Source organism: Mesorhizobium sp. LMG17149 (genome assembly GCF_024518695.1).
Lineage (GTDB): Bacteria > Pseudomonadota > Alphaproteobacteria > Rhizobiales > Rhizobiaceae > Mesorhizobium.
The window spans coordinates 55,296-78,027 of sequence record NZ_JANIFL010000013.1 but is presented as its reverse complement, the minus strand read 5'-3'; the positions used below and the strand labels follow the sequence as shown (position 1 = coordinate 78,027).

Annotated in this window: 12 protein-coding genes and 1 pseudogene; 6 read left to right on the top strand and 7 right to left on the bottom strand. The window is 58.6% G+C overall.

The genetic code is table 11. From position 1 onward, the window contains the following. Positions 1 to 391: 391 nt before the first annotated feature. Together NP945_RS26795 and NP945_RS26790 are read left to right on the top strand one after the other, a co-directional pair. Entirely contained in the window at positions 392 to 1,042 is a 651-nt protein-coding gene (locus NP945_RS26795; protein ID WP_126057624.1) for a DUF433 domain-containing protein, read from the top strand. Between the two features lie 4 nt (positions 1,043 to 1,046). Beyond that, positions 1,047 to 1,424, top strand: coding sequence for a DUF5615 family PIN-like protein (locus NP945_RS26790; protein WP_256748007.1), 378 nt, complete (start codon positions 1,047 to 1,049; stop codon positions 1,422 to 1,424). Between the two features lie 21 nt (positions 1,425 to 1,445). Here NP945_RS26790 and NP945_RS26785 read toward each other — a convergent pair whose 3' ends face one another. Genes NP945_RS26785 through NP945_RS26775 form a run of 3 tightly spaced genes read right to left on the bottom strand, consistent with a single transcriptional unit; the run spans position 1,446 to position 11,177 of the window. After that, the gene (locus NP945_RS26785; protein WP_126063810.1) at positions 1,446 to 4,079 is read right to left on the bottom strand and encodes an ATP-binding protein; all 2,634 of its coding nucleotides are present in this window, start codon (positions 4,077 to 4,079) and stop codon (positions 1,446 to 1,448) included. Then, the gene (locus NP945_RS26780; protein WP_126057626.1) at positions 4,076 to 5,200 is read right to left on the bottom strand and encodes a DNA repair exonuclease; all 1,125 of its coding nucleotides are present in this window, start codon (positions 5,198 to 5,200) and stop codon (positions 4,076 to 4,078) included. Before NP945_RS26780 ends, NP945_RS26785 begins: the two co-directional genes overlap by 4 nt. Positions 5,201 to 5,213: 13 nt before the next feature. Next, positions 5,214 to 11,177: a DUF3320 domain-containing protein gene (locus NP945_RS26775; RefSeq protein WP_256748006.1), complete on the bottom strand. Its 5,964-nt coding sequence runs from the start codon at positions 11,175 to 11,177 to the stop codon at positions 5,214 to 5,216. A gap of 671 nt (positions 11,178 to 11,848) precedes the next feature. Here NP945_RS26775 and NP945_RS26770 point away from each other — a divergent pair. Further along, the gene (locus NP945_RS26770; protein WP_256748005.1) at positions 11,849 to 14,533 is read left to right on the top strand and encodes an AAA family ATPase; all 2,685 of its coding nucleotides are present in this window, start codon (positions 11,849 to 11,851) and stop codon (positions 14,531 to 14,533) included. A 21-nt stretch (positions 14,534 to 14,554) separates the two neighbouring features. Here NP945_RS26770 and NP945_RS26765 read toward each other — a convergent pair whose 3' ends face one another. After that, complete coding sequence (locus tag NP945_RS26765; RefSeq protein WP_186815491.1) at positions 14,555 to 14,884, bottom strand: hypothetical protein; 330 nt, start codon at positions 14,882 to 14,884, stop codon at positions 14,555 to 14,557. A 59-nt stretch (positions 14,885 to 14,943) separates the two neighbouring features. On the opposite strand from NP945_RS26765, the gene NP945_RS26760 reads away from it, so the two are divergent. Genes NP945_RS26760 through NP945_RS26750 form a run of 3 tightly spaced genes read left to right on the top strand, consistent with a single transcriptional unit; the run spans position 14,944 to position 19,522 of the window. Beyond that, positions 14,944 to 16,401, top strand: coding sequence for a metallophosphoesterase (locus NP945_RS26760; protein ID WP_126057628.1), 1,458 nt, complete (start codon positions 14,944 to 14,946; stop codon positions 16,399 to 16,401). A gap of 2 nt (positions 16,402 to 16,403) precedes the next feature. Beyond that, the gene (locus NP945_RS26755) at positions 16,404 to 18,470 is read left to right on the top strand and encodes a hypothetical protein (protein ID WP_126057629.1); all 2,067 of its coding nucleotides are present in this window, start codon (positions 16,404 to 16,406) and stop codon (positions 18,468 to 18,470) included. Then, positions 18,467 to 19,522, top strand: coding sequence for a hypothetical protein (locus NP945_RS26750; protein WP_126057630.1), 1,056 nt, complete (start codon positions 18,467 to 18,469; stop codon positions 19,520 to 19,522). Before NP945_RS26755 ends, NP945_RS26750 begins: the two co-directional genes overlap by 4 nt. Positions 19,523 to 20,127: 605 nt before the next feature. Here NP945_RS26750 and NP945_RS26745 read toward each other — a convergent pair. From NP945_RS26745 to NP945_RS26735, 3 genes and pseudogenes are all read right to left on the bottom strand, one after another. Continuing rightward, positions 20,128 to 21,186 (bottom strand): class I SAM-dependent methyltransferase, encoded by a 1,059-nt coding sequence (locus NP945_RS26745; RefSeq protein WP_024504268.1) that lies wholly within the window; start codon positions 21,184 to 21,186, stop codon positions 20,128 to 20,130. Between the two features lie 57 nt (positions 21,187 to 21,243). Beyond that, positions 21,244 to 21,464 (bottom strand): annotated as a pseudogene (locus tag NP945_RS26740) (insulinase family protein); the annotation flags it as partial. A gap of 1,023 nt (positions 21,465 to 22,487) precedes the next feature. Beyond that, positions 22,488 to 22,724, bottom strand: a complete 237-nt coding sequence (locus NP945_RS26735) for a hypothetical protein (RefSeq protein ID WP_256748004.1) — start codon at positions 22,722 to 22,724, stop codon at positions 22,488 to 22,490. Between the last annotated feature and the right edge of the window lie 8 nt (positions 22,725 to 22,732).

Sequence of the window (22,732 nt, the reverse complement as noted above, 5' to 3'; positions counted from 1 at the left end):
ATGCGGCCTCTGCACCGCTGTCGCCCAAAAATTCGTGGCCATGGGCAAGCCCCACTTGAGACCCCCAGAGAGAACGCTCGTGAGCGATGGAAACGGTTTTGGTCCAAAGCTTGATACAGATGGCCTGCAGATGGGTGTAGGGTTTCAAAGCGCTCGAAGACGCGCCTTCGCAGAGTTAAAAGTCCGCGACGAACTCGTGTGTCGTTTGTCGCCAACTGCAAATTCGATAGTTAGCGCAATTATACTGCGCCGAGTCTGCCATCTCGAGCCCCAAGGGTTTGTGAGGCCTCTCGGCTCACCACCGCCTTTGCTAACCGCCGTGATTCCAAAGACGCGTGCCTTTACGGAGGGGGTCAAACGGCCTATATTATTCTTTATAAGGAGAAGAATAATGGGCACACTTGCTCGCATCTACACCCCCGCAGAGGCAGCCGCCGTCAGCGGGATAGGAATCAAGGCCGTGCACAATGCGATCGACAAACGCATTGTCGATACTGTGCCAAGCACTGCTCGGCGCATCGGTGGGGTCGTCCGACGGGCATTGACCGGCGAGGATTTGCTGCGGCTCAAGCTTTGGTATGGCGTGGGTGCGACATTGCCCGCTGATCGTCGCTACCGCCTGTTCGAGGAAATCAAAGCTGCCCCAAGGGCCAAGACCGTAAGGGCCGACGACCTGCTGATCGTCGACGTCGCCGAGGCACGTAAACAGCTCAAAGCGCGCATCGTGGATCTTGATGAAGCGGAGGCCGCCATCGGCCGCGTTAAAGGGGTGATGGGCGGAGAGCCTGTCTTCAAAGGAACCCGCATCCCTGTTCGTATGATCACGACGATGCTAGCGCAGGGCGCAGATGAAGCGGAGGTTCTGGAGGGATATCCGAAGCTAACGCCGCGCGTGATTGAGCTCGCCAGAATGTGGGTCGCCGCGCACCCGGTTCGTGGGCGGCCTAAGAAGCTGGTCGAGCAGGGCGTGAAAATAAAGTCGTCGAAGCGCGTGGTTTTGAAGGGCGACCCAGGTCCGTCGGCCAGGTCGAGACGCGTGTGACCTCGTGAGGTTTCTGATCGATGAGTGCCTGCACACGTCTCTGGTTGCGGTAGCCCAAGAACGCGGACATGAAGCAAACCACGTCAACTGGCTTGGGCTAAGCGGCGAAACCGACTGGGACCTCATGCCGCTCATTATCGATGAGGATTTCACCTTCGTCACCAACAATGCTAAGGACTTCAGGAAGCTCTATGCCAAAGAACCGGTTCACGCCGGCCTGGTTATCGTCGTCCCTCAGGTCGGGCCTGAAAAACAGAGAGAGCTCTTCGATGCTCTCCTCGAGGATCTTGGCCCAGAGGAATTCCTGATTAATGAAGTTATCGAAATCGAGATCGAAAACGGCATTGCAATCGTAACACGATACGATCTGCCGTCGCCCTAGCTGAGGCTGCGCGATCTCCGCTTATGACCGACCCGGTTGCCAGTCGCTCATCTGCAAAATGTTACCGCCGAGTTTTGCAAACGCGCGTTGGCGGCAGGAGAAAACGAGAATCTGCTGATCGTGTGATTGACGATGCAAAGCGTCGAACATGCGCTCGATGCGGTCGTCATCGGAATAAACCAAAGCGTCATCCAGGATAACCGGTGTGGGTCGGCCGTCGCGGGCAAGCAAACGGGCGAAGGCCAGACGTGTCAGAACCGAAAGCTGTTCTCGCATGCCGCCACTCAACCTATCGACATCCTCATCCTGACCATTGCGGCGAACGGTCTGTGGCAACAGTGTGTTCTCGTCGAACACTATGGAGATGTCATCGAATAGCAATCCAAGCAGCGGTCGCAGCTCGGACATGACCGGCTTCAGATAAAGATCGCGTGCCGTCGAGCGCGCAGCGACCAGCGTCGTGCGCAGCCGGTCGAGGACGGCTTTTTCGAATTCGAAGCGTCTCGCTCGCTCTCCAGCGATTTCCAATTTTTCTGTGGCCTCGCGCAAAGCTTCTTCCACCGCGTCGTCGGACCGAGTGCGAATATGGCCATTGAGATCGGCCAGGGTTACACGCAACTGACTTGCTTCCTGTGTGGCGGCATCCTGAACCGAACGGGCGCGGCGCAGAACGGCTTCAGCGCTGGTGAGATCGCGAGCGCCGTCGCGCAGGGGAGCAGCGCGCATTTCGGCCGCTTCGCGCAGCTTTTGTCGTGCGGTGGCCTCGGTGAGCAGCAAGCGCCCCTTTTCCTCGCGCGCTGCATCGGGTCCCAATATGACCTCGAGGCTGGTCAGTTCCGCCTGGATGGTGACATAAGCCGTCTCCGCAGCCATGACAGCCTCGTCGGCATGGCTGCGCAAAGGCAAGGCCTCGCGCACGCTGTTGCGTGTTGTCGCCACACGCTGCTCGGCTGCGGCATGATGTTGCCGGATCTGTTCTGGATCGACTTTGAGTTCGAGGTCCCCGGCCCCGAGGGCACTCAGACGAGCAAGCTCCTCGTGTAATTGCTGTATCCCCTTGGGCGCGAGATCGGCAAGTCGCTGACGCGCCAAGCCCAGTTCGGTAGCTTTGTCGCGCGCTTCCACTAGGCGCTGGCGTGCCGTCCTGAGGCTATCGACACCGAGGGACGCAAGCAGGCTGCGGTGCTTCGCTTCGGCGTCTTCGATGGTCCGGTCGGCCTGCTGCGGCCGATTCGATCGCAGGGTCAAGGCTCCGATGCCGGCAATATCCAGGCGTACGGTGCCAGCAAAGCTTTGGTCTTCTGCATGGGGCAAGGGCTTGGCATCGATGGTCACCAAATCGGCGGCGCCGTCCCGGTATTCCATGCATAGCGTCGGCAGGGTTGCCAGGTGAGCTGCACGAAGGCTGGCGATCTCGATTTCGAGCGCCTGGAGTTGCTCGACAGCTTGTTCCGGCACCGCCAGCATCGCCAGTGCTGCCTCTCCATCTTCGATCTGGGTTCTGGCGACTTCGGCTTGTTTCAACCGGTTGTCCGAGCCGGCCAGTTGTTCGGCAGCGTCACGCGCCAAAAGAGTCGCATCCAGCCGCGCGAGCAATTCGCGTGCTTCGCGCTCTTCCAGTTCGGCTGCTTGAACTTCGCCCATCGCTTGTTCGTTTTCGGCAATGGCAGAAGCGCGCCGATCGAGAACCTCACTGCGGCGAAGCTGCGCAATCGTCGACTGCTGGCGCAAATCCGTGGCTCGTTTGAGCGCGGTCCGAAAACTATCGAGGGCCTGCTGCGCCGCGTCGTGGTGAATTGCGGCAAGGGCAGCTTCCGCCTCGGCGGCTTTCAAGGCTTCGCTGTGCGATTTGGCGGCCTCGACTGCGGCTTCCGCGGCCGAGATGGCTTCCCGCCGAGTGGCGCCTTCTTCGGGGTTTTCAAGCTCAGACAGACGCGCCAACGCCATGCGCCGCTTGTCGAGCGAATCGCGCAGACCGGTGACTTCGGCGCTGAGACGCTGCTCGTCTTTCACCAGCTTGTCACGCTCGTCGAGCGCTGCCGCATAGAGACCGCCGCTCTTGGGACGCAGCGTTGACGTAACCAGGCTATAGAGTTCTTCTTCACATGCCGCGGCGATTTCGGCCATGCGTCGCCCGCCGGTCAGGGCTTCAACTTCCCCCTGAACCGAGGACAGTAGGCTTTCGCGCACGCGTTTTTCGCCGTCCTCCTCGCTTTTGCTGCGCCTTTCGATGCCGGTGACCCCTTGGCGAACCCAGAGCAATCCTGCCGGTCCTGCGCTTCCGCCATGGATTAGTTTGCCGATAAAGGCTTCGGCCTCATCGGCTTGAGCCAACAGTCGCCCGCCGTCGAGGTCAATAACGCTGGCCAGCCTGCCGCCATAAAACTGCTTGGCAAGTCGATAGCGTCCTTCTGAAGTGGTGATGTCGGCCTCCACCACCGGATTGCCCCCACTATAAGGCCGCAACAGTCGCACGCCTTCGGGTGTGCCCGTGTGAGGCTGGAAAAAGAGTGCGTGCAGCGCTTCGAAGAAGGTTGATTTGCCGAACTCATTGACCGCGCAAAGCACGTTGACGCCGTCGCCGATGTTTTCGATGGCGACGCCTTGCCCGGCGAACCGTTTGACGTTGTGGAGCCGAAGGGCCGTAAGTTTCATGATCCCATCGCCTCGCAATAGCTGAACAACCGAACCAGTGCTTCTCGCGATATGTCGCGTTCGACAGCCGACCGGGTTTCGTCGCTGCTTTCATCCAACAGTGCCTGCGCTGCCTCGCGAAGGGCACCAGAGCGGTCGATCCGATCCAAATCGCCACTTTCGCAGTCGGTCGCGAGCCCGTCCCCGTCCAGTTCCAGATAGGCGAAGTCGGGCGCGGCTACCGCGATCGCCGCTTGAAGGATCGTTCGCCCACTTAACCGCACCCGGCCAGACGCGGCAATTCGCAGCAAAGTCTGACGCCGCAGATGAGCCGGTGGAAGCAACGCTTCAAATGCCGCGGCGCTGTCGTCGCCAGACAGCAGATGCAGGGGAGCGGTTTTCCAGGAAAAGCTAGCTGTTTCAACGGCCACGATCTCGGGCACGGCGCCAGGCCCGGCAATGGAAACGACAAGGGCCTGACCGGGTGTATCATGCTTGAAACGGTCAGGTTCGGGCGCACCGCTATAACGGCTGCGCTCATTGATGGTGACGGGTCCGTGCCAGTCGCCAAGTGCCAGATAATCGAGGCCGGCCTTGGTCGCGCGATCTGGTGCAATGACATCGGACGCTGCTGAATCTTCGGAAAAGTTCTGAATAGCGCCATGAGCAAGGCCGAGCCGGATGGCGCCTTGCGGCGTCGCGGCGCTGTTCATCCACTCGGTAAGGTCGCGACCGGGTCTGCGGGTGGTGCAAGGTGCAGGCAGCAGCGCCACGTCCGCGCCAATGGTCAGGGTTTCGGGCCGCGTCGCCAGCAGGACATTGTCCGGCACAACGCTGTCCGCTGCACTCCACAATTGATCAGCCAACAGGGAATCATGGTTGCCAGGCAGCAATATCCAGCGCAGAGGCGCGCTCTGGCTCATCTCGGCCATGGCCTGCCGCAACATCGCTGGAGTGGGCGTTTCGGTATCGAACGTATCGCCGGCCAGAAGTATGGTGGATGCACCATGGACGCGTGCCTGCTCTGCCAGCCGGCTGATCGCGCCATGGCGCGCTTCACGGAGCCGCCCGCGCAGATCCTCTGGCATGTTGCCGAACCGCTTGCCGATATGAAGATCGGAGCTGTGGATGAATCGAAACATGGAGTCTCCGAGACTATGTCGATGCCAGGTTGCGCTGGGCGCGATCGATGGCTTCATCCAGCCGGGAGCGTGAAATCGCCGCAAGTCGCTCGACACCGAGCAGACGTGCAAGGTCGAGAGCGGGGTCGGACTGTTCCAGAATGTCCTCGTTCGCAACGACGACAGCGGCCAGCTCGGCGATTGGAATGTCGGCAATGGACCGGCGGGCATCGGCATCGAACGGCATGCGATAATCAAGCAGGTCGACCACCGTCCCTCTCTTCCATAGGAAGCTGCCGCTGGATTCTTCAGTTCTATCGAACTCGCGCAGATGCAGGTCGATCCGCTCCCGAATCTTGTTGCCCGTTCTGAGCCAGCCATGCGCCCGTGCGATGCGCTGCGCAAGGACGTCTTCTCGCAGAGGTCCTTCCTGCTCGATCACCGCGTCGACCATGGACCGCAGCGTGCCTCGGTAGACGAAGTCATAAAACTGATCCGGGCTGGTGGAAAATCCGGTTAGATCAGTCAGGCGATAACGGCCGCCCGTCGGTACGGTATCATGCGTCGAATGCGCGGCCACAGGCAAAATTCCTGCAGATGCCGATGGGCGCTCTCCCGTCGCGAGGGGAGCGGCGACAAGTTCTGGCTCTGATTTTATCGACGGATGTTCCGGTTCGCCGGCCGATGCTAGGTCTTCGGCTGGCAATGGGTCCATGGGGTCGACCTTATGTCCCATGTCCCAATGGATCGCGGCTTCACTTTCCTGTTGTTCAGCCTGTTTGCGACGGCTTTCCTCGAGCAGCGCGGCCAGGCTGGCATGAAGCCTCTCGGTGCAACCTTCGAGATCAAACCACCAATCGGTTGACCATACCCGGACAATGTTCCACCCGAGGCCGCGCAGGACCTGCTCGCGGACCTTGTCTCGATCTCGCGCCGTGGCAGAACTGTGATAGGTCGCGCCGTCGCATTCGACCCCAGCCAGATAGGCGCCGGCGAGATCGGGATGCCGGATCCCTATATCCACTCGAAAGCCCGAAATGCCGACTTGAGGAACGATGGTCCATCCGCGCTTCTCAAGCTCGGCAGCGACGGCCTCCTCGAAAGGGGATTCCAGGGCTCCGACCGATCCGCGTTCCTGCGCTGGCAATGCCACAGCGCCGCGTTCGGCAAAATCGAGAAAGGCTTTGAGATGCTGTACGCCGATCGCTTTGGTTCGGTTGGGGTCGATCTGGTCGGCGGCAAAACCTGAAAATACGATCAGTTCCTGCCGCGCACGCGTCACCGCGACATTCAGCCGGCGTTCGCCGCCGTCCCGATTCAGCGCGCCGAAATCCATGCTGCGCTTGCCGGCATTATCTTGCGAAAAGGTGATCGAAAACAGGATTATGTCACGCTCGTCCCCTTGGACATTTTCCAGATTCTTGACGATGGCGGGCTCAATACGCTCGTCGGCAAAGAACCATTCAAGCTCCGGCTCTGTCTGGCGTGCCTTGTCGAAAAGGTCGAGGATGAGCGACTGCTGTTGCGCGTTGAAAGTGATGACTCCGAGCGTGGGTCGGTCCTTTTCCGGTAGGGCCAGCCAACGCCGCATCCTGCTGACCGCCTCGTCGGTTACCGCTTGGGCTTCGATTCGATTGGTGCGGCTTTTGCCACGGTCATAGATGCCGGTCGTGATTTTTCGCAGCTGAACTGCCCGATCTTCCACCGTTGGCGAAGGGAATGTGATGAGCCGGTTCTGATAGTAGTGATGGTTGGAAAAGGCGATCAGCGACTCATTGCGGCTACGATAATGCCAGCGCAGGTCACGTACCGGGATGCCGGCCGCTTTGACTTCGTCGAGAATGCTCTCAAGATCCTTTTCGTGTTCGACGACTTCCTCGTCCTCCTCGTTGCGGCCAAAGAAATTGGTGGGCGGCAACTGCTTGGGATCGCCTACGATTATGGTTTGATGGGCTCGCGCGATGGCACCGACGGCGTCCCAGGTGGTGATCTGCGATGCTTCGTCGAAAATCACCACGTCGAACAGGGCTTGGTCGGGCGGTAGATATTGAGCGATTGAAAGAGGGGACATCAGCATGCACGGCGCGAGCTTGGCAAAGCTCGTCGGCATCGCGCCAATCATCTCGCGGATTGACCGGCTGGGCCGCTGCAATTCCATCTGATGGCGCAACAGGCCCAACTCGGAATTGCGCGGGACGCCTTGCACAGCCGGCAAACCATGAGCGATGGCACTGATGACGCGAAGGCTTGCTTGAGCGCGGACAAGATCGTCGATTTCCCGGAAATCTTCGATGGCGTGCTCGTGCTGGAAGCGACGGAAATTCCGCAGCACCGGATCGGCATCCAGCGTGGCCGGCAGCCACCAGCGTACATAGGCCAGGCGGAACGCGGATTGAGCTTCAGCTGGTCGCACTAGACCCGCCTCGATATCGTCGACCAACGCTCCCAGATTGTGACTGACAGCCCTGCGACGAATGCCGCACCACGAAGTCCAGTCCCGGAGAAGATGACGGGCGTCGAGCAAGTCTCCCATCGCAGTCGTCAATTCGGTCAGCGGGTTATCATGTTCTGCCCAAGAAGGCGTCTTTCCAGCAGGGATCGCAAATTGGGTCTTGGCAGCCTCGAATGCTGCAGAAGCCGCAAGGAAGCGGGCTGCCCCATAGCGCATCGTGCTATCTGCTGCACCGCTTCGCAGGCTCGGGGCGGTTGCTTGCAGGAGCGCTTTGAAATCCTCCGTGCCGAGGCCGGGCAGGCGTAGCGTCTGTCGAAGCCTTTCGGCCATCGAGAGTATCTGATCGATACGGTGGGTGTCGGTATCAAGTGCGGCAAATCCGATCGGCTTCCCAGATAGGATGTTGGCTTCGACAGTGGCCCGGCGGTCCTGCATCAGGCGCAACAGCAGCAAGTCGTGCTGAGGATCGGCTACCCCCTCTGTGACATAGCCTTGAAGCAGCTTCTGGACTTTGCGTTTGCCCAACTGACTGTTTGGCCAGAATGCAGAAGCGGCCTGCTGCCATTGCTGCTCTATGTCCTCCACCCGTATGCGCGCAACGGCAGCCTCGTCATAGCGGGCCGACAGGTCCTTGCGAGACTTGCGATAGTCTCCGATTGCCTCATTGAGAGTGGCGAGGGCTCCCCGCAACTGGGCGAAATCTCGATCAAAGACAATGCTGACGTCATAGCCGGCACTGTCCTGGAGTGCCGCTGCTAGTTTTCGCAGCGCTTCGAGCTCCGCTTTTGACGCGTCGCCTTTGGCGCGCAGGCCGATGCTCACCAGGAAGGCGTCGAGTGCGGTCGCTAGAACCTCGGACGCATTCTTGAGGGTCTTTGCCCCTTCGAGCAAATTGTCCTGCCAGCCTGACGTCCACTCGGTGACATCTATAAGACGCAAGACCGACCGCATCTCCACCGACTGAAATGCGAGACCTGTTTCGGCGGCAATATGCTCCAGCGCCAGCCGGTTTGCCTCGTCATGGGAATCGCGCGATGGCCAGGACAATCTCGGAGCGTGCTGCCGCTTGTTCTTGAGAGCGATGCCGAGCGCCAGATAAGGCGTCAGACCATTGACATGGTGCCGATGCAGCGCTTCGACATAGGCATTCAGTTCGTCGCGACGGACGCGAAGCCGCTCGTTGATCGCAATCCACTCCGCTGCGTCCACGCGCACGCCGCTTTCCCAGCTGATCCTGAGCTGGGTGAGAAAGTTGCGTCGGTCCGCCTTGCTGGAATGGAGTTCGAGACAATGCGCGCCCAGGCCATGTTCGCGCAGGCGGCGATACACCACATCGAGCGCCGCCGTCTTCTCGGCCACAAACAGCACGGTTTTGCCAACTGAAAGACAGTTGGCAATCATGTTGGCAATGGTCTGGCTCTTGCCAGTGCCGGGAGGGCCGATGATGACAAAATCGCGACCCTCAGCGGCGGCAAGACTTGCGGCGGTCTGTGAGGAGTCGGCCGGCAGCAGCAAAACCATGTCGGACGGGGCATAGTGCCGGTCGAGTTCGCGCTCGTCGCGGAATGATGCGCCATTGCCCTCGAAAGCTATCTCCGGCGTGTCGATCAGATGGCGCACGACACGGTTTTCGCGCAGCGCATCGGTACGCTCGACCAGATCCTTCCACATGAGAAACTTGGCGAAGGAAAAGGTCGACAGCGCCGTCTCGTCCACCACCTCCATGCCGGGGACGTCGCGCACTGCCTGGCGCATAAGACCGAGCAGCCTCGGCACATCAACGCCGCTTTCGTCCTCGGGCAGCTCACCGGAAAACTGTGGCAGTTTGAGCTCGAAGTCGCGTTCGAGAAACTGCAACAAGGTTGCGTTGAATCGCGGTTCATCTTCATGGAAGCGCAAGGTAAAATGCGATGTTGCGCTGCGGCGCTCGATTTTGACCGGTACGAGCAGCAATGGCGCGCGATAGCTGCGCTCGTCCTCGGCCTTCTTCTTCCAGCGCAGGAAGCCGACCGCCAGGAAGAGCGTATTCGCGCCGCCCTCGGCAAAATCGTTGCGCACTTGCCGGTAAAGATCGATCAGCCGGGATTCCAATTGACGCCCATCGAGCGTCGACGGGAGCTCGTCGCGCAGAAGCGCTTCCGCGGCAAAGCCACGCTGGAGGTCACGTCCGTGCACCTCGCGATAGAGGACAGCATCCCGCTCGCCCAGTGGATTCTGTTCGGGGAGCGAAATCAGCCGGATCGAAGCGCCTGCCATCAGACGGTCCTCGAGGTAGCCGACGTCAGTACAAAGAAACGGAATTGTCTTCTTGGAGTCCGGAAAATTGAGCAGGCGGTTCCGCAGTGTCAAATCGAGGAGCTTTTTCTGCCAGCGGTCGATCCGTCCGGCCGCTGTCGTCGGCTTTACCTCGACGATCTCGACCGGCAGGGCTACCACGGCCGGTGCGGCTGGCAACGGCAACGCGATTTCGGTTGCCACCTCTGCATCCACGCTGCGGCGCGTCGGTTCGTGCGAAGCAAGCGGTGTGATGCCGCCGCTGCGCGAGCGGCGTATATCGATGGCTGCGACAAAGGTGGCTACCTGCGTTTCGTCGAGCCGCTGTTCGATTGCGTGTCGGGCAGCCTCCAACGTCATCGCCGGCCGATGCGTCACGCCTGTCGTCTCAAACACGATGAGTTCGCGCGATGCCAGCGCCTTGCGGACCTCCATGGCATCGGGTTCAATGGCGTTGGCGAGCGTCCTTTGTGTCATCCAGACGCCGACGGCCGCGTGTCCCTGAAACATCAAAACGACGGGATGCAAGCCCGTCGCCTCCAGGGCGGACGCGAATAACAGACTGGTATCGAGACAGGTTGCCAGCTTTTCTGCCGTAATAATTGAGGGACGTCGAATTTTTTGGCCGCGGCTTTCGAAGCTCGCAGGTGGCTCTGCATAATGCAGCGATAGGCCAGCAATGGCCGAATAAATTGCGGCCGCCAGCATGAATGCGCGTTGCGGATTGCCGCTTTGATAGCCATCGAGGCTGGAAGGATGACCATGCGCTGCGAGCAGCTCCGCTGCGGAACGCAGCAGTCCTGCGATCGCCGGGTCGTTCGGCATGACGAATGCGGCGAGCAATTGCGCCATATCGACGACGCCACCCCATTCGTCGCGGGCAAGCAGGCGCACCGCAACGCGCTGCTCGGCCAGCACTGCGCCTCCTGAGGTTAGGCGCAACGTTATCTCCCCGCGCTCAGCCTCGTTGAGACCGGCCAGATAGCCGGCGTCGAGATCGATTTTTCGATCGCTTAAGGGAAGCCGGTCGCCAGCAACGATCCGATCAATTGTCCAGCTTTTGGCGCGCAAAAAAGGGGGGTTCGATGTCAGCTCGAGAGTGCATTTTTCGAAACCCTGCTGGGTCGGGTTGTTGAGCGCGATAGACCGGATCACCGGAATAGCATTTTGGAAGGACGCATATGTAAAGCTGGCGGCGATGTCCGCCACGACTTCTATTACGGGCGCGGCTGATATACCGGCAGCATCGCCAGTCTCCGAACTCGTTTCCATACCCCATCCCCTATTTTCATTTACGATAGAACTTTGCCGCCAGAATTTGAAAGTAAATTCTCGGTATGGTCGCCGCTTATGTCCAGCAGCATAGATTTCTAAAAGTGTTACCGCCCAGATAACGGTCGAAATGGAGACAGGCGATAATCGGTCGTCACGATTGGAGGGGATCCAAAAGTCGCGGAAATCGGAGCGCCGGCGCACGCTGCTGAAACCCAAGACGGGCAGGACGTCATCCGCAAATGTGTGGCGGTCCGGGCGCCATGGACCAAGCGTTGCGCGCCTATCGCGAGCGCTGTCGTGGCGCCTATCGCGGACTCGGACCCAGCCCGACAGTGACGGCGAACCTCGATCGGCCTATCGGTGAGGCGGTCGAATTCCGCCCATAGACTATCGAAAGGCACGCACTTCCAGCTCTATCTCCTCGTACGCGTTGCCGGCTACCTAAATTCGTGCGCGCGGTCCAATGCCTTTGATTGCTGATGTCGTTGTGGAGACGTTTGATCGCTGAAGCATTTGTTTGCTGACCTAGCGGCGCGGGGGGAGGTCATTTATTTGGTACATCTCCAGCACTCTATGTGCGATCGCGAGGAAAATTTGTCCAGACAAGCGAATTCATCGAATCTGGACAGATCAATAAGTATAATGATGGTAAGATTCGGGGGGCAGGAATGGCCGAGGTTGGACTTTTGGAATGGGCGGATAAGCAGCCCGACTGGATTAGGGATGCCTTAAGAAGACACGCCGCGCGGCCGGGCTTCAACCTCGAGCAGGAGGATAAGGCCGGTGTAACAGCTCGGGTCCGCCACGTCGGTGGATTTACCGCTGATCTGCCCGAATGCTCTCCGCTCTCGGCGGAGCATTTGAGGGCCAACAGTTCGAACGAGCCGCGCGCGGTGCTTTGCTCACTCGGCCCCGTCAAGCATTTGAACCGCCTCGCCGAAGAGCAGCAACTGCGTTTCGCCACCGATGGCATCACCATTATCTACGGCGACAATGGAAGCGGAAAGAGCGGCTATTGCCGGATCGCGAAGAAGCTTTGCCGTAGTCTGACGGCGGATGATCTTCTTGGCAACGTGTTCGAGATCGGCACCAAACCGCCAGCCGAAGTGCTTGTCCGGTTTCTCGAAGAGGGTGCTACGGAACCGACCCCCATAACCTGGAAGGACGGAACGCTGCCCCCCGCGTCAATTGCACGGATCTCCGTTTTCGACTCCGCGAACGCTCGCCTCTACGTCGATAAGCAAAACCGTATCGGTTTTCTGCCCGCAGCCATCGCGCTTCTCGAAAGCCATGGACGTCACCGCACCGAGCTCGAAGCCGACTTCCGGGAAGAAATCAAAGCGATCGAAAAGAACCTAAAGACACCATTGCCGAGTGGGTACACAGCTGCCGGCGCGGTCGTAAAGCTGCTGGCTCGTCTCGAAATCAAGTCAAAGGACGTGATGCCTTCCGCAGCCGAAATCAAAAACCTCGCTGCCCTCTCAGAGCAGGACATGGCTGATCTCGCTGGCCTCGAACAGGCTCTGGCAAGCGACCCTTCAACGATGGCGACAAAGCGTCGGCGTGCCAAGGCGGCCTTGGAAAAACTGCTGACTGCATCTGAACAGATCGACGCGGCTCTCTCAGCGGCGGCCCTCGAGATTTATCGCAATCTATATGCAACAGCCGATTCTACAGCGCAGGCTGCACAACTTGCCGCCTCAGGAGCGTTCGCGACTATGCCGTTGAGCGGCGTTGGGCTTTCTCCCTGGCGGTATATGTTCGACCATGCACGAGCCTATTTAGCGAGCGTCACTGGCATCGATCATCAGCACTTGCCAGATCAGGAAGGCGATCGTTGCATGCTCTGCCAGGAGCCGATGACGGCGGACGCCGCGGGGCGGATCCAATCCTTCAATGACTTCGTAACGGGCGCCGCAAATAAGGCGGCGCAAGTCGCATCTATTGCCCATGAAGAGGCCCTGCGCCAAATCAAAGGACTCACCATTGCGACCGGGGAGGCGGTTGAGGCGGCTCTCGGAGAGTTTGGCGATCTGTCCGCCGCACGCAAGGCGATGGTGGCCCTGATCTCGGCATATTATGTCGAGGCAGGTAAAAGGCGTGATGCAATTGTCGTTGCGGCTGCGCTGTCCGAGTACGCTGCGTTCCCGCAACTTGCGGCGCCAGTTGCATCGAAACTCCGAACGGAGGCGGAGGCGCTAGAGGCCGAAGCGCTGACGGACGACAAGGCAGCGGCCGACGACGGGAACCGCGCTGCCGATCGAGCTCGTCGCGATACACTCAAGGATCGGAAAAAACTGGGCGACGATCTCACCATCGTTCTCGCGCGCTTGGCGAATCTCGAAGAGCGGCGCAAGCTTCTCTCATGCTGCGATGCTGTCGAAACAGGCTCGGTGTCACGGCAGATGACGTCGCTTCGACGAAGCCTCGTCATGCAGGATCTCGAAAAGCGCGTCGTCGCCGAGATTGAGACTCTGGCGTTAACGCACATCCCGTTCGCAGTTAATGATCGTAGTCAAGATGGGCAGAGCTATTTCGAGGTCGGGCTCAACGCGGCAAAAGCGATCTCAAACAGCAAGGTCTTAAGCGAAGGAGAGCAGCGCGCGCTTGCCCTGGCCTGTTTCTTAGCCGAGGTCGGAGGAGACACATCGCGTCAAGGCATGATCATCGACGACCCCGTGTCATCTCTCGACCATGTTCGGATCAGGCGGGTCGCGGCAAGGCTCGTAAAAGAAGCGGCCACAGGACGTCAGATTATTATTTTCACCCATAATCTTCTGTTCTTCAACGAGGTGGTTGACGCAGCTGCGCAGGCCAATCCGCCGATTCCCCTTGTTCGAAACTACATCAACAAGTCCGAATCTGCCGGTTTTGGCTTGATTAGCGAAACTGACGAGCCGTGGATCGCACAGTCTGTCACGAAGCGCATCGAGACTCTCAAGACGCGCCTGAAGAGCTTCGACGGCGCCACTGATTTCACCACCGATGCTTGGCGAAGGTCAGCGAAGGATTTCTACAGCGATCTTCGGGAAACCTGGGAGAGGCTCGTTGAAGAAATCCTGCTCGGTAAAGTCGTCGAGCGATTTAACAGCGATGTCAAGACACAGAGCCTGAAGGGTGTGGTGGTCGAGGACGAAGACCACAAGCGAATCTATTGGGCCATGAAGCGAGTTTCGGAGCGTTCTGGACATGACATGGCGTCCGCCAAGGCCATTCCAGTTCCAACACCAAACGATATGAAGAGCGATCTTGATGGAATTGACCAATATCGTATCGACACCACCAAACGAAAAAAGGATGCCGAAAAGCGCCGGATTGAATTCGAACAGCCTCCCAAGGCGACTGTACTCTAGCCTAATGACTATTGTCGTGTATTACTGGCCCTCACTGGCTTCATCCTGCTGCGCATGCCGGTGTCCGCCTGCCGCGGGCGAAGCCGACGTGACGAGGAAGTATCGCGAGGGCGCCAAGCCATCAATGGCTGTGCGCTCGCTCTTCATCTTGGATTTCAGCGCCGAGAAGCCTGACCGCTGGTAGTGCTTCGCCTGCACAATGTCGCCGCCGGCAAGGGCATGTCGACCATCCATCGCGTCGTCCGGTCCCTCGGGAAAGGCCTCGAAACGCTTGTCGATCTCGCGACCTACGAGGTCGCGGGCCAAATCCTCAAACTCGTTATGGGACAAACTCGAGAAATCATAAGCCATGCGCCCAGATTGAGTGCCCATTTGGTGGGCAGACAAGCAACCGGGGGCACAATTGCGTCGTGCCTCTCCATTACCAACAAAAAGATAAACGCGCTTTCCAGGCGATGCGGTCGGATGATCGTTTCGCGCTTGGCAAAAGCGAACGGATTAGTCTATGGCTCTCGGCGGGGGGGCGAGTTATGCGACGGGTGCGAATCCTTCAAGTAGGCGATATTCACTATCCGGATTGGCATCCTTCCTCTAGCAACATCGATGCCAAGGATAGCAAGTTCGCTCCGAAAATAACGCAGAAGCTACGCGCGTCTTCGCTGCGTGCCGTCTTGACGAAGCTTCGGCGGCTGACGACTTCGAAGCCCTTGGATTCGATCGCCTTCATGGGGGATTTCACGAGCCGTGGCGACAAGACTTTCATTGCTTCGGCATTCCAGCATTTCACGTTGCTCTGCCGCGCACAGGGGCGCAGTTCAAAGGCGCTTCCGTTGATATTCGTACCGGGAAATCACGATGTGAACCGTGATGACGCGCGCGAACTTGGACCGACTGAGAAATTCAGCGAAATGGCGAGTTTAGCCGCCCGCTTGGGTTGGCAGACCGTTCCCGTGGACCAACCCGTGCACTTCAGACTTCCGACAGGATCCGCAGGCGCAAACTTCATCCTCGTCAACACAGCGATAGGCAGTTGGGAGCTTCAGAACCTTCCCGCGTTCCTTCGTGATCGTCTCGAGGCACTCGGTCCTTCTACAGAACCTGTAGATCTCGGCTCGCCGGACACCTCGGGACATTCGCCCGCGACACCTCCCAGCGATCCAGACAAGGAGGCGTCCGACGACGAGTATTACGGTCAGATGGACACGCCATACATCTCGCGTGAGATGCTTGCAGGCCTACAGGAATTGCTCCAGCAGCCCGACATGCGTTACGGCATCATGATCGGCCATCACAATCTGCTGCCACAAAAGACTCCGCGCATTACGCCATACGCGGAGATGCTCAACAGCGGATTTGTCAGAACTCAGCTGCTGCAGGGCAACAAGCCTATCGTCTACCTGCATGGACACATACATGCCGATCCGGTCGAGATCGTCAACGATCCAAGGTTTCCGGACGGCAAATTGATCTGCATCTCAGCACCAGAGATACAGTCAGGTTTCAATGAGCTCGTCTTCTTCACGACCGATCAGGGAGAGCTCGTCGGCATCCGACTTATACCCTACCGCACCAATGTCGCCGACGGGACGGTCATGGAAGGCGAACATTGCTTCATCTCGACTATGTCCAACGGCAAGGCCTTTCTGAACAACGACACGTTTGACCTGATGCGCCGACTGCGCGACCATGCCACCAGGCGCGGGAATGGGTTACTCTTCTGGGACGAGATCACTGAGATTGCCGCCTCCGCCGAGCTCGGGCTAGATTTGGAAGACTCTCTTCTGATGCTCCAAGCGGCGCGCTTCGTCGAGATAGACGGCCTCACGAAGGCAAACTCGGCTTGGCGCATTAAGGTAAGGGACGAATAGAGATGGAGAATCCGTTCGGCCCCAACAGGATCGAGTACGAAAGTCGCCCGATACTGTGGTTCAGTCAGAAGTCGGCCTTGATTTCTGCCGCCGCCAAGCCGGTCTTCGTCGCAGGGACGAGAGGCAGCGGCAAGACCAGTATTCTTCGCTCGCTTTCCACAGTTCATATCCTCGAAGACAAAAGTCTCGCGGACCAAGTCGGCAAGCTCGGCTGGTATGGCGTCTTCTTCCAGCTCAATGAGACATTTTCGCCCCTAATCGACAACGCGGTTCTGAACCTCATTCCGGAGCGGATACGCTTCGACACGGCCGCCGTGATCCCGCGGCAATTCGTAATCTTCTCTCACTATCTGGAGCTGAAGATAGTCGAACGCCTGCTCGAGAGCATCAGCCAGCTCAGACGCGACAGCCACTTGAAATACCGGGCCTCTGAAGATAGGGACGTCGCCTTGGCACTGCATCGCGAAGTGCTGCACTTCATACCCCAACCTGCCCGTCTCGACTTCTTCAGCATAGATGAGCTGCGGGGTGGGATAACCCGGTACGTCGACGAATGCTTCAACGCGTTCTTCTTTGCCGCCGATGAGGGAGCGACCGGCTTCAGAGCGACAGACCCTGGCGCGATCATTAACAAGGTCGCGACCGCGATCACCCCACTTTTAAATGGCCCATCTTTCGCCGGTGACAGGGCGCCCTTCTTCAAGATCCTGATTGACGACTGTGAGGCACTGACACCGCTCCAACAGCAGTTCCTGAACACCTTGGTGAGGAAGACGCGCGGCAATGTGAAATGGGTCCTCGCCTACATCGGCGGCCTTTACGACACGATCCGGACGATCATACCCGGCCAGTCGCTCTCGAATGCTGACCGGGACGTCGAGAATCTTGATTCAGTCGATCCGAGGGAGTTCGCCACGCTGTGCGAGAACGTGTCGTCGCTTCGGCTCTACTATGCGCTTCCTGACCATCTGCGGAGTGATCTCAAGCGCAACGATGCGCTCAGCGCGTTTTCGCTCAAAAACCGGCTGGGGCGGCTTTCCGTCAATGACATCATCGAGCGGGTTATCATATCGGGTCATTCCGAGGGCAGAGAAGAGCTTGTGGCACTCGCTGATGCAGCACGTGAATTCCTCTCCGTGAATTTGAGGACGGCGGATCAGCAGCAATTCCTTCTTGATCGAAAAGCGCGCCCTTATGCCGAAGGGCTGGCGCTCGCGCTCATGAACCCGGAAATCAAGCGCCGGCCCATGAGCAAGGCGGATGCTTCAAATCTGAAGAGGTCGATCGCCCGGAAACAGGGATGGGCTTTTCTGAAAGCGTGCCAGATGCTGCGTCTGCATGACTACCCGTACGTAGGGCACCAGATCATCACATCATTGAGCGACGTCTGTATACGCGATTTCCTTGATATAATGGGAGAGATCTTCCGCCGCAGTGTTCCGAGTTCCAGTGATCCACGAAAACTGGTGGAATTCATCAACTCGGATTTACAGATTCATCTCGAACAGCAGAGACAGGCTGTGAACGCCGCCTCTCAACGGAAGCTTGATGGACTTCAGGCGCTTTCACATCCGTACGAAGAAGAGAGCGTGCGCATGGTGCGGGCGTTGGGTTACCTGACCGCTCGCCTCCAGACAGAGTTTGCCGAAGAAAATGCTCTAGGAACGACAGAGAGAGGCATTTTCAGGGTTGATCTAAAGGAAATGCGCTCGCTGGTGAACCGACTGGAGCAACCCAGCGGAAAACTGGACGAGGTCCTGCGTCGGGCGGAAAGGGATGGGTTTATCCGGGAGGTCTCCGCCGCCGGCAACTTTGAGGTGGACCGCGCCGACCCCGCATCGAAGGAGATGCTGATCAGATTGCATCGGCGATTTGCACCTTACTTCGGGTTCTCCTATCGCGGCCCGTACGAAATCAACACAATCCCTGCGGCGCAGATGGTCGACCTGCTTTTTACCAGGCATCGGCTCCCAGAAGACTGGGCCGACTCGGTGTTTAAGGAGCTCGTCGCGCGGCCCGCACTCAAGACCGAATTCCAGCACTCGCTTTTCGAGAGCGATCTCGAATGACCGCTTCAACTGTCGAGTATCGAGTCTTCGGCCATCTGGCCGTCACTGAGAAGGCGAGAGATGCAGGTACCTGCGAAACGATGGAGGCAGATATCGCGATCGTCGCGCTTGGATGGGAAACGCGTTTCGCCGCGTTCGAAAACCATCTTGACCTGAAGGTCGGCAAAATCGTGGTTCTGGACTTTGCTCTGAAGGAAGCGAACGTCCCAGCCGTCGAAGAAAACCGGCGAAAGCTCATCGCTATGGGTACCCGATGGGGCGTCGAAGTGACTGCGATCACCCTCGAGCCTTCCATCGAGTATCAGAAGAACATCAATCTCCTCGATCACCTGCTCACTCAGATGGCCGCTTCATGTGGCTCATACGAAGGAAGCCTGCGGAAGGTTTTCGTCGAGTGCTCGACGATGCCGCGAATCTACATCCAATGGCTGATTGCGGTGGCATTCAAGAAAATGTCGATTCAGTCTCTCGAATTCGGGTACGCCGAAGGTATCTACGGGAACGCGATCGGCAAAGAGGATTTTTCCAGCGGCTTGGACCGATACGTCACCGTCCCTCATCTTCAAGGCAGCGGAGGAATGGGCGAAGAGAAAGTCCTGCTCGTGGGGATCGGAGGAGATGCCGACGTATTCTACGGATTGATCGATATCGTCAGTCCGGAACGGATCTCGCTCCTCGTCCCAAGAAGCGAGAAGAATGCGCATATCGATGCTTTGCTCGATCAACAGGTGGCCAAGGTACGTGAAACCCACCGGCTCGAAGATGGCGAAGTTCGCGACATCCAGGCTTTCGGGCTGATGGCCCACCTCGATGCTTTCGAGACGTATCTCGACGGGTTCGGCTCGCGTGCGGTGGTGAACGTTTTTGTCAGCGGCCCGAAGGTTCAGGCCATCGCTGCTGCCGTGCTCGCCTGCTCCGACAGCCGCGTCCATCTCAAGGCACGAATTCCCACCTCCTATGCCCATCGTGAAGTCTCAGCGAATGGGCGGTATCATATCTATAGGCTGATTGACCTGACATCCCCTGCCTGCAGCCTTCCCGGGACGTTCTGACACGATCTTGCATTCGAGTAGCATCATGGTCCCAGTAGCCGTTCCGCCAAGCCTTCAGCGCATGTTCGTGTCGCCCGATCCGGTCGATGGGGGACTAATTCCCACTTAGAAGCTGCTCTACATCAGATCAGGGGAAATGCAGACTGGCAGAATTCCATAATTAGCGACTCAAAACATATACTCAGGCGAGACTGTTTAGCATAGAAATAGTGAGCGCTCTCCAAATGTTAGGCTCTGTCGCAGTAGCGCAACAAGCTCAGTCTTTGGATGGGTGGTATGAGGATGAGACGACTGAATGTGTACAGGCTCAGTCATTTTATCGAGGCTCTCGTTTTTGTCGTAAGCGCGTTCGGTGCGACGTGGCTTACCAGCTTTGTGAACGCGCCATGGTGGGCATATGTGATTATAGCGGCCATCACTATGGGCATGTTCGTAGCCGTGCGTCGGGTCCTTTCTGAGCCGCAACGTATGGGACTCTTGGCACACAACTCGGCAGCGACCTCTGCGTGAACCCAGGCGCCTTGAAAATGTCCCCGATGCGTCCGGATTTTTGGCGGTGATCTTCAATCAAATGCGATGAGCTGCAATTTCTGGCGACGGCCACGCTAAGGGCGGGCCTCCAGCACCATGTTGAACGGTGTCTCCGCGGCGCGACGCAATCGCTTGAAGCCGCCGCCGGTCACAACCTTGCGCAGCCTCGCCTCACCGGCCTGGGCTCCAAGCGCGAGCCCGACTTCCTGCGACACGGATGCGGGCGTGCACACGAAAGTGGAAGCGGCATAGTAAACGCGGCCGACGGGATTGAGGTTCGCCGCCAGATGATCATGCGCGAACGGCTCGACGATCATCCACGTGCCGTCCGGCTTGAGCGATCCGTGGACATGGGTGGCGGCGCCCGTCGGGTCGCCCATGTCGTGAAGGCAATCGAAGAATGTGACGAGGTCATACGTTCCGGGATAGCTCTTGGCGGCCGCCACGTCGAACCGCGTGTTAACGCCGACGCCGGCTACCTCGGCCGCCTTGCGGGCGCGCTCAATCGAGGGGGCATGATAGTCGAAGCCGACGAAGCGCGAATTGGGGAAGGCCTGTGCCATGAGCACGGTCGATGCACCATGACCGCATCCAACATCCGCGACGTCCACGCCGCGTTCGAGCTTCTCGACGACGCCCTCCAAGGCCGGCAGCCAGGAGTCGATCAGATTGGCATTGTAGCCTGGACGGAAGAACCGTTCCGTACCGCGAAACAGACACGCGCTATGATCGTGCCACCCGACGCCCTTGCCGGACTGGAATGCCTGCCTCACCTTTTCTTCATCGAGCCACAGCGCGGACAGGAACTCGAATGCGCCTGCCATGAAGGCCGGGCTGTCTTCATCAGCGAACACCAGCTCTTGCTCGGCGTTGAGATAGAATTTGTCGCTCGCTTCATCGTAGTCGACGTAACCCGCCGCCGCCTGCCCGGAAAGCCATTCCCTTACGAGGCGTTCCTGGGTGCCGGTGCGTGTCGAAAGTTCGGCGGCCGTCATCTTGCCGCCTTCGCGCAATGCCTTGAACAGGCCGAGTCTGTCCCCCAGCAGGACTCCCGCGCCCGTTGCGATCGCACCGAGATCGCCGACCATTTTCCCCAAGAATGCGTCCAACTTTTCCTGATTCGCTTCAGACATCTGAATCTCCCTTTGGGTTCAATCTCTCCAGGCGACGGAGCCGTGCTCGTCATGAGGCGCCTTGAGCATCAGATGCTCGAAGACATGCAGATATCCCCGGCGGCTCATCCGCGCTGCCGATCCTGCACCAGACCATATCGGTGACGAGCGGCGCGGTGGTCGGGAATGACAGCCACCTCCATGCCGTTGAAAAGCAGGAAATCCGTCACTTTGCCCTCGTCGGTAACCGGCGGAGCCGGAGTGGTCGTCACCAGGGCAAGCCCTGTTGCAGCAGGTATCCTTGGGCAGCCTGTCAGAACATCGATGACTCCGGTTGTGGTGCCGGGGCGGGCGATCAGGGGCCAAGTGATTGTTCCGCGGCGGCTGTATGTTGTGGTAAGGTGATCATGCGAACTCTTGTTGGTCGGTCACGTGTTTTGCGGATGACCCGCATGTACTGTGCCAAATGAGAAAACCATTCAAACGCAATCCAGTAGATCTGACTGTATCCGACATTGTCGGAATTTGGACATCGCCGAACGCGAAGCGCTCGGGGCTTGTGACGATACTTGAGCGTGCTGCTTCGGAGGAGGGATGCGCCTCGAACCGGCAGCGAGGCCTTTTTCTGGCAACGGATATTCCGGCCGGGTTAGGCCGCGAGGAAAGCGACGGTGAATAAGAGGTAGAGGACCAACCGTTTTGAGCGGGTAGTTGCCGTGTTGCGCCCCCAGGCAAAGGCCAGCACCACGGAGCAGTATTTCTGGTGGCGATACTACATCGCCTTTAAGTGCCGGTTACCCGTTTTTACCCAGTTGGCCTGGTGCATTCAGAGCGAGGTCGTTGGAAACCGCTTATTGTGGCTATGAGCAAACTCGGGATGGAGGAGTGGACCCAAAAATTGGCAAAATGCCCCAGGGAGGATTACATGGGTCGCTCATTCCCCGTACTCGTTACAGGTGCGCGTCGCTACGCAAACAGCTTGCTTTTGACTTGGCGTTTCTTGCCGTTTCGGCATCGCTCACTAATTCGGCCGCTGCCGACACCGTGAACTGGCGTCAATTCGAAGGGACCAGCATAACTTGGGCCTACGACATCCACCCCTATGCGGATGCTCTCGCTGCGCAACTTTCCGGAGTTCGAGAAGCTGACCCGGCATCAAGGTCACGCCGGAACTCTACCCAGACGATTCTTACTGGAACAAGATGACGATCCAACTGACGACGAAGTCGCCAGCATGGGATGTGTTCGGCACTGGCATTCAGCCCGCGTAGGACCTCGCTCCGAGTGGCGCCTGCTGGACAAATACATGAGTGATCCGAAGCTTACCGATGCTGGATACGACTACATTCGGACATGATCAAGAAGTGCGCGGCTCCTTCCTTCGCCAATGATAACTGGAACCAGGTCGTGGACGGCATCTCGTCCGGCCGCACCGCGATGACGATCGACTCAAAAATGTTCGGCTTCTGGAACGATGTTGCGGGGAAGCCGGCATCCGGCAAGATCGCCTTCGCTCCGCCGCTGCACGCACCGAGCGCCACGAGCTTGGATTCTGACATCTGGATCT

Bases quoted from the DNA above. Each gene is read 5' to 3' on its own strand.
- NP945_RS26795 (WP_126057624.1), top strand. From the start codon at position 392: ATGGGCACACTTGCTCGCATCTACACCCCCGCAGAGGCAGCCGCCGTC.
- NP945_RS26785 (WP_126063810.1), bottom strand. From the start codon at position 4,079: ATGAAACTTACGGCCCTTCGGCTCCACAACGTCAAACGGTTCGCCGGG.
- NP945_RS26780 (WP_126057626.1), bottom strand. From the start codon at position 5,200: ATGTTTCGATTCATCCACAGCTCCGATCTTCATATCGGCAAGCGGTTC.
- NP945_RS26775 (WP_256748006.1), bottom strand. From the start codon at position 11,177: ATGGAAACGAGTTCGGAGACTGGCGATGCTGCCGGTATATCAGCCGCG.
- NP945_RS26770 (WP_256748005.1), top strand. From the start codon at position 11,849: ATGGCCGAGGTTGGACTTTTGGAATGGGCGGATAAGCAGCCCGACTGG.
- NP945_RS26765 (WP_186815491.1), bottom strand. From the start codon at position 14,884: ATGGCTTATGATTTCTCGAGTTTGTCCCATAACGAGTTTGAGGATTTG.
- NP945_RS26755 (WP_126057629.1), top strand. From the start codon at position 16,404: ATGGAGAATCCGTTCGGCCCCAACAGGATCGAGTACGAAAGTCGCCCG.
- NP945_RS26750 (WP_126057630.1), top strand. From the start codon at position 18,467: ATGACCGCTTCAACTGTCGAGTATCGAGTCTTCGGCCATCTGGCCGTC.
- NP945_RS26745 (WP_024504268.1), bottom strand. From the start codon at position 21,186: ATGTCTGAAGCGAATCAGGAAAAGTTGGACGCATTCTTGGGGAAAATG.
- NP945_RS26735 (WP_256748004.1), bottom strand. From the start codon at position 22,724: ATGTCAGAATCCAAGCTCGTGGCGCTCGGTGCGTGCAGCGGCGGAGCG.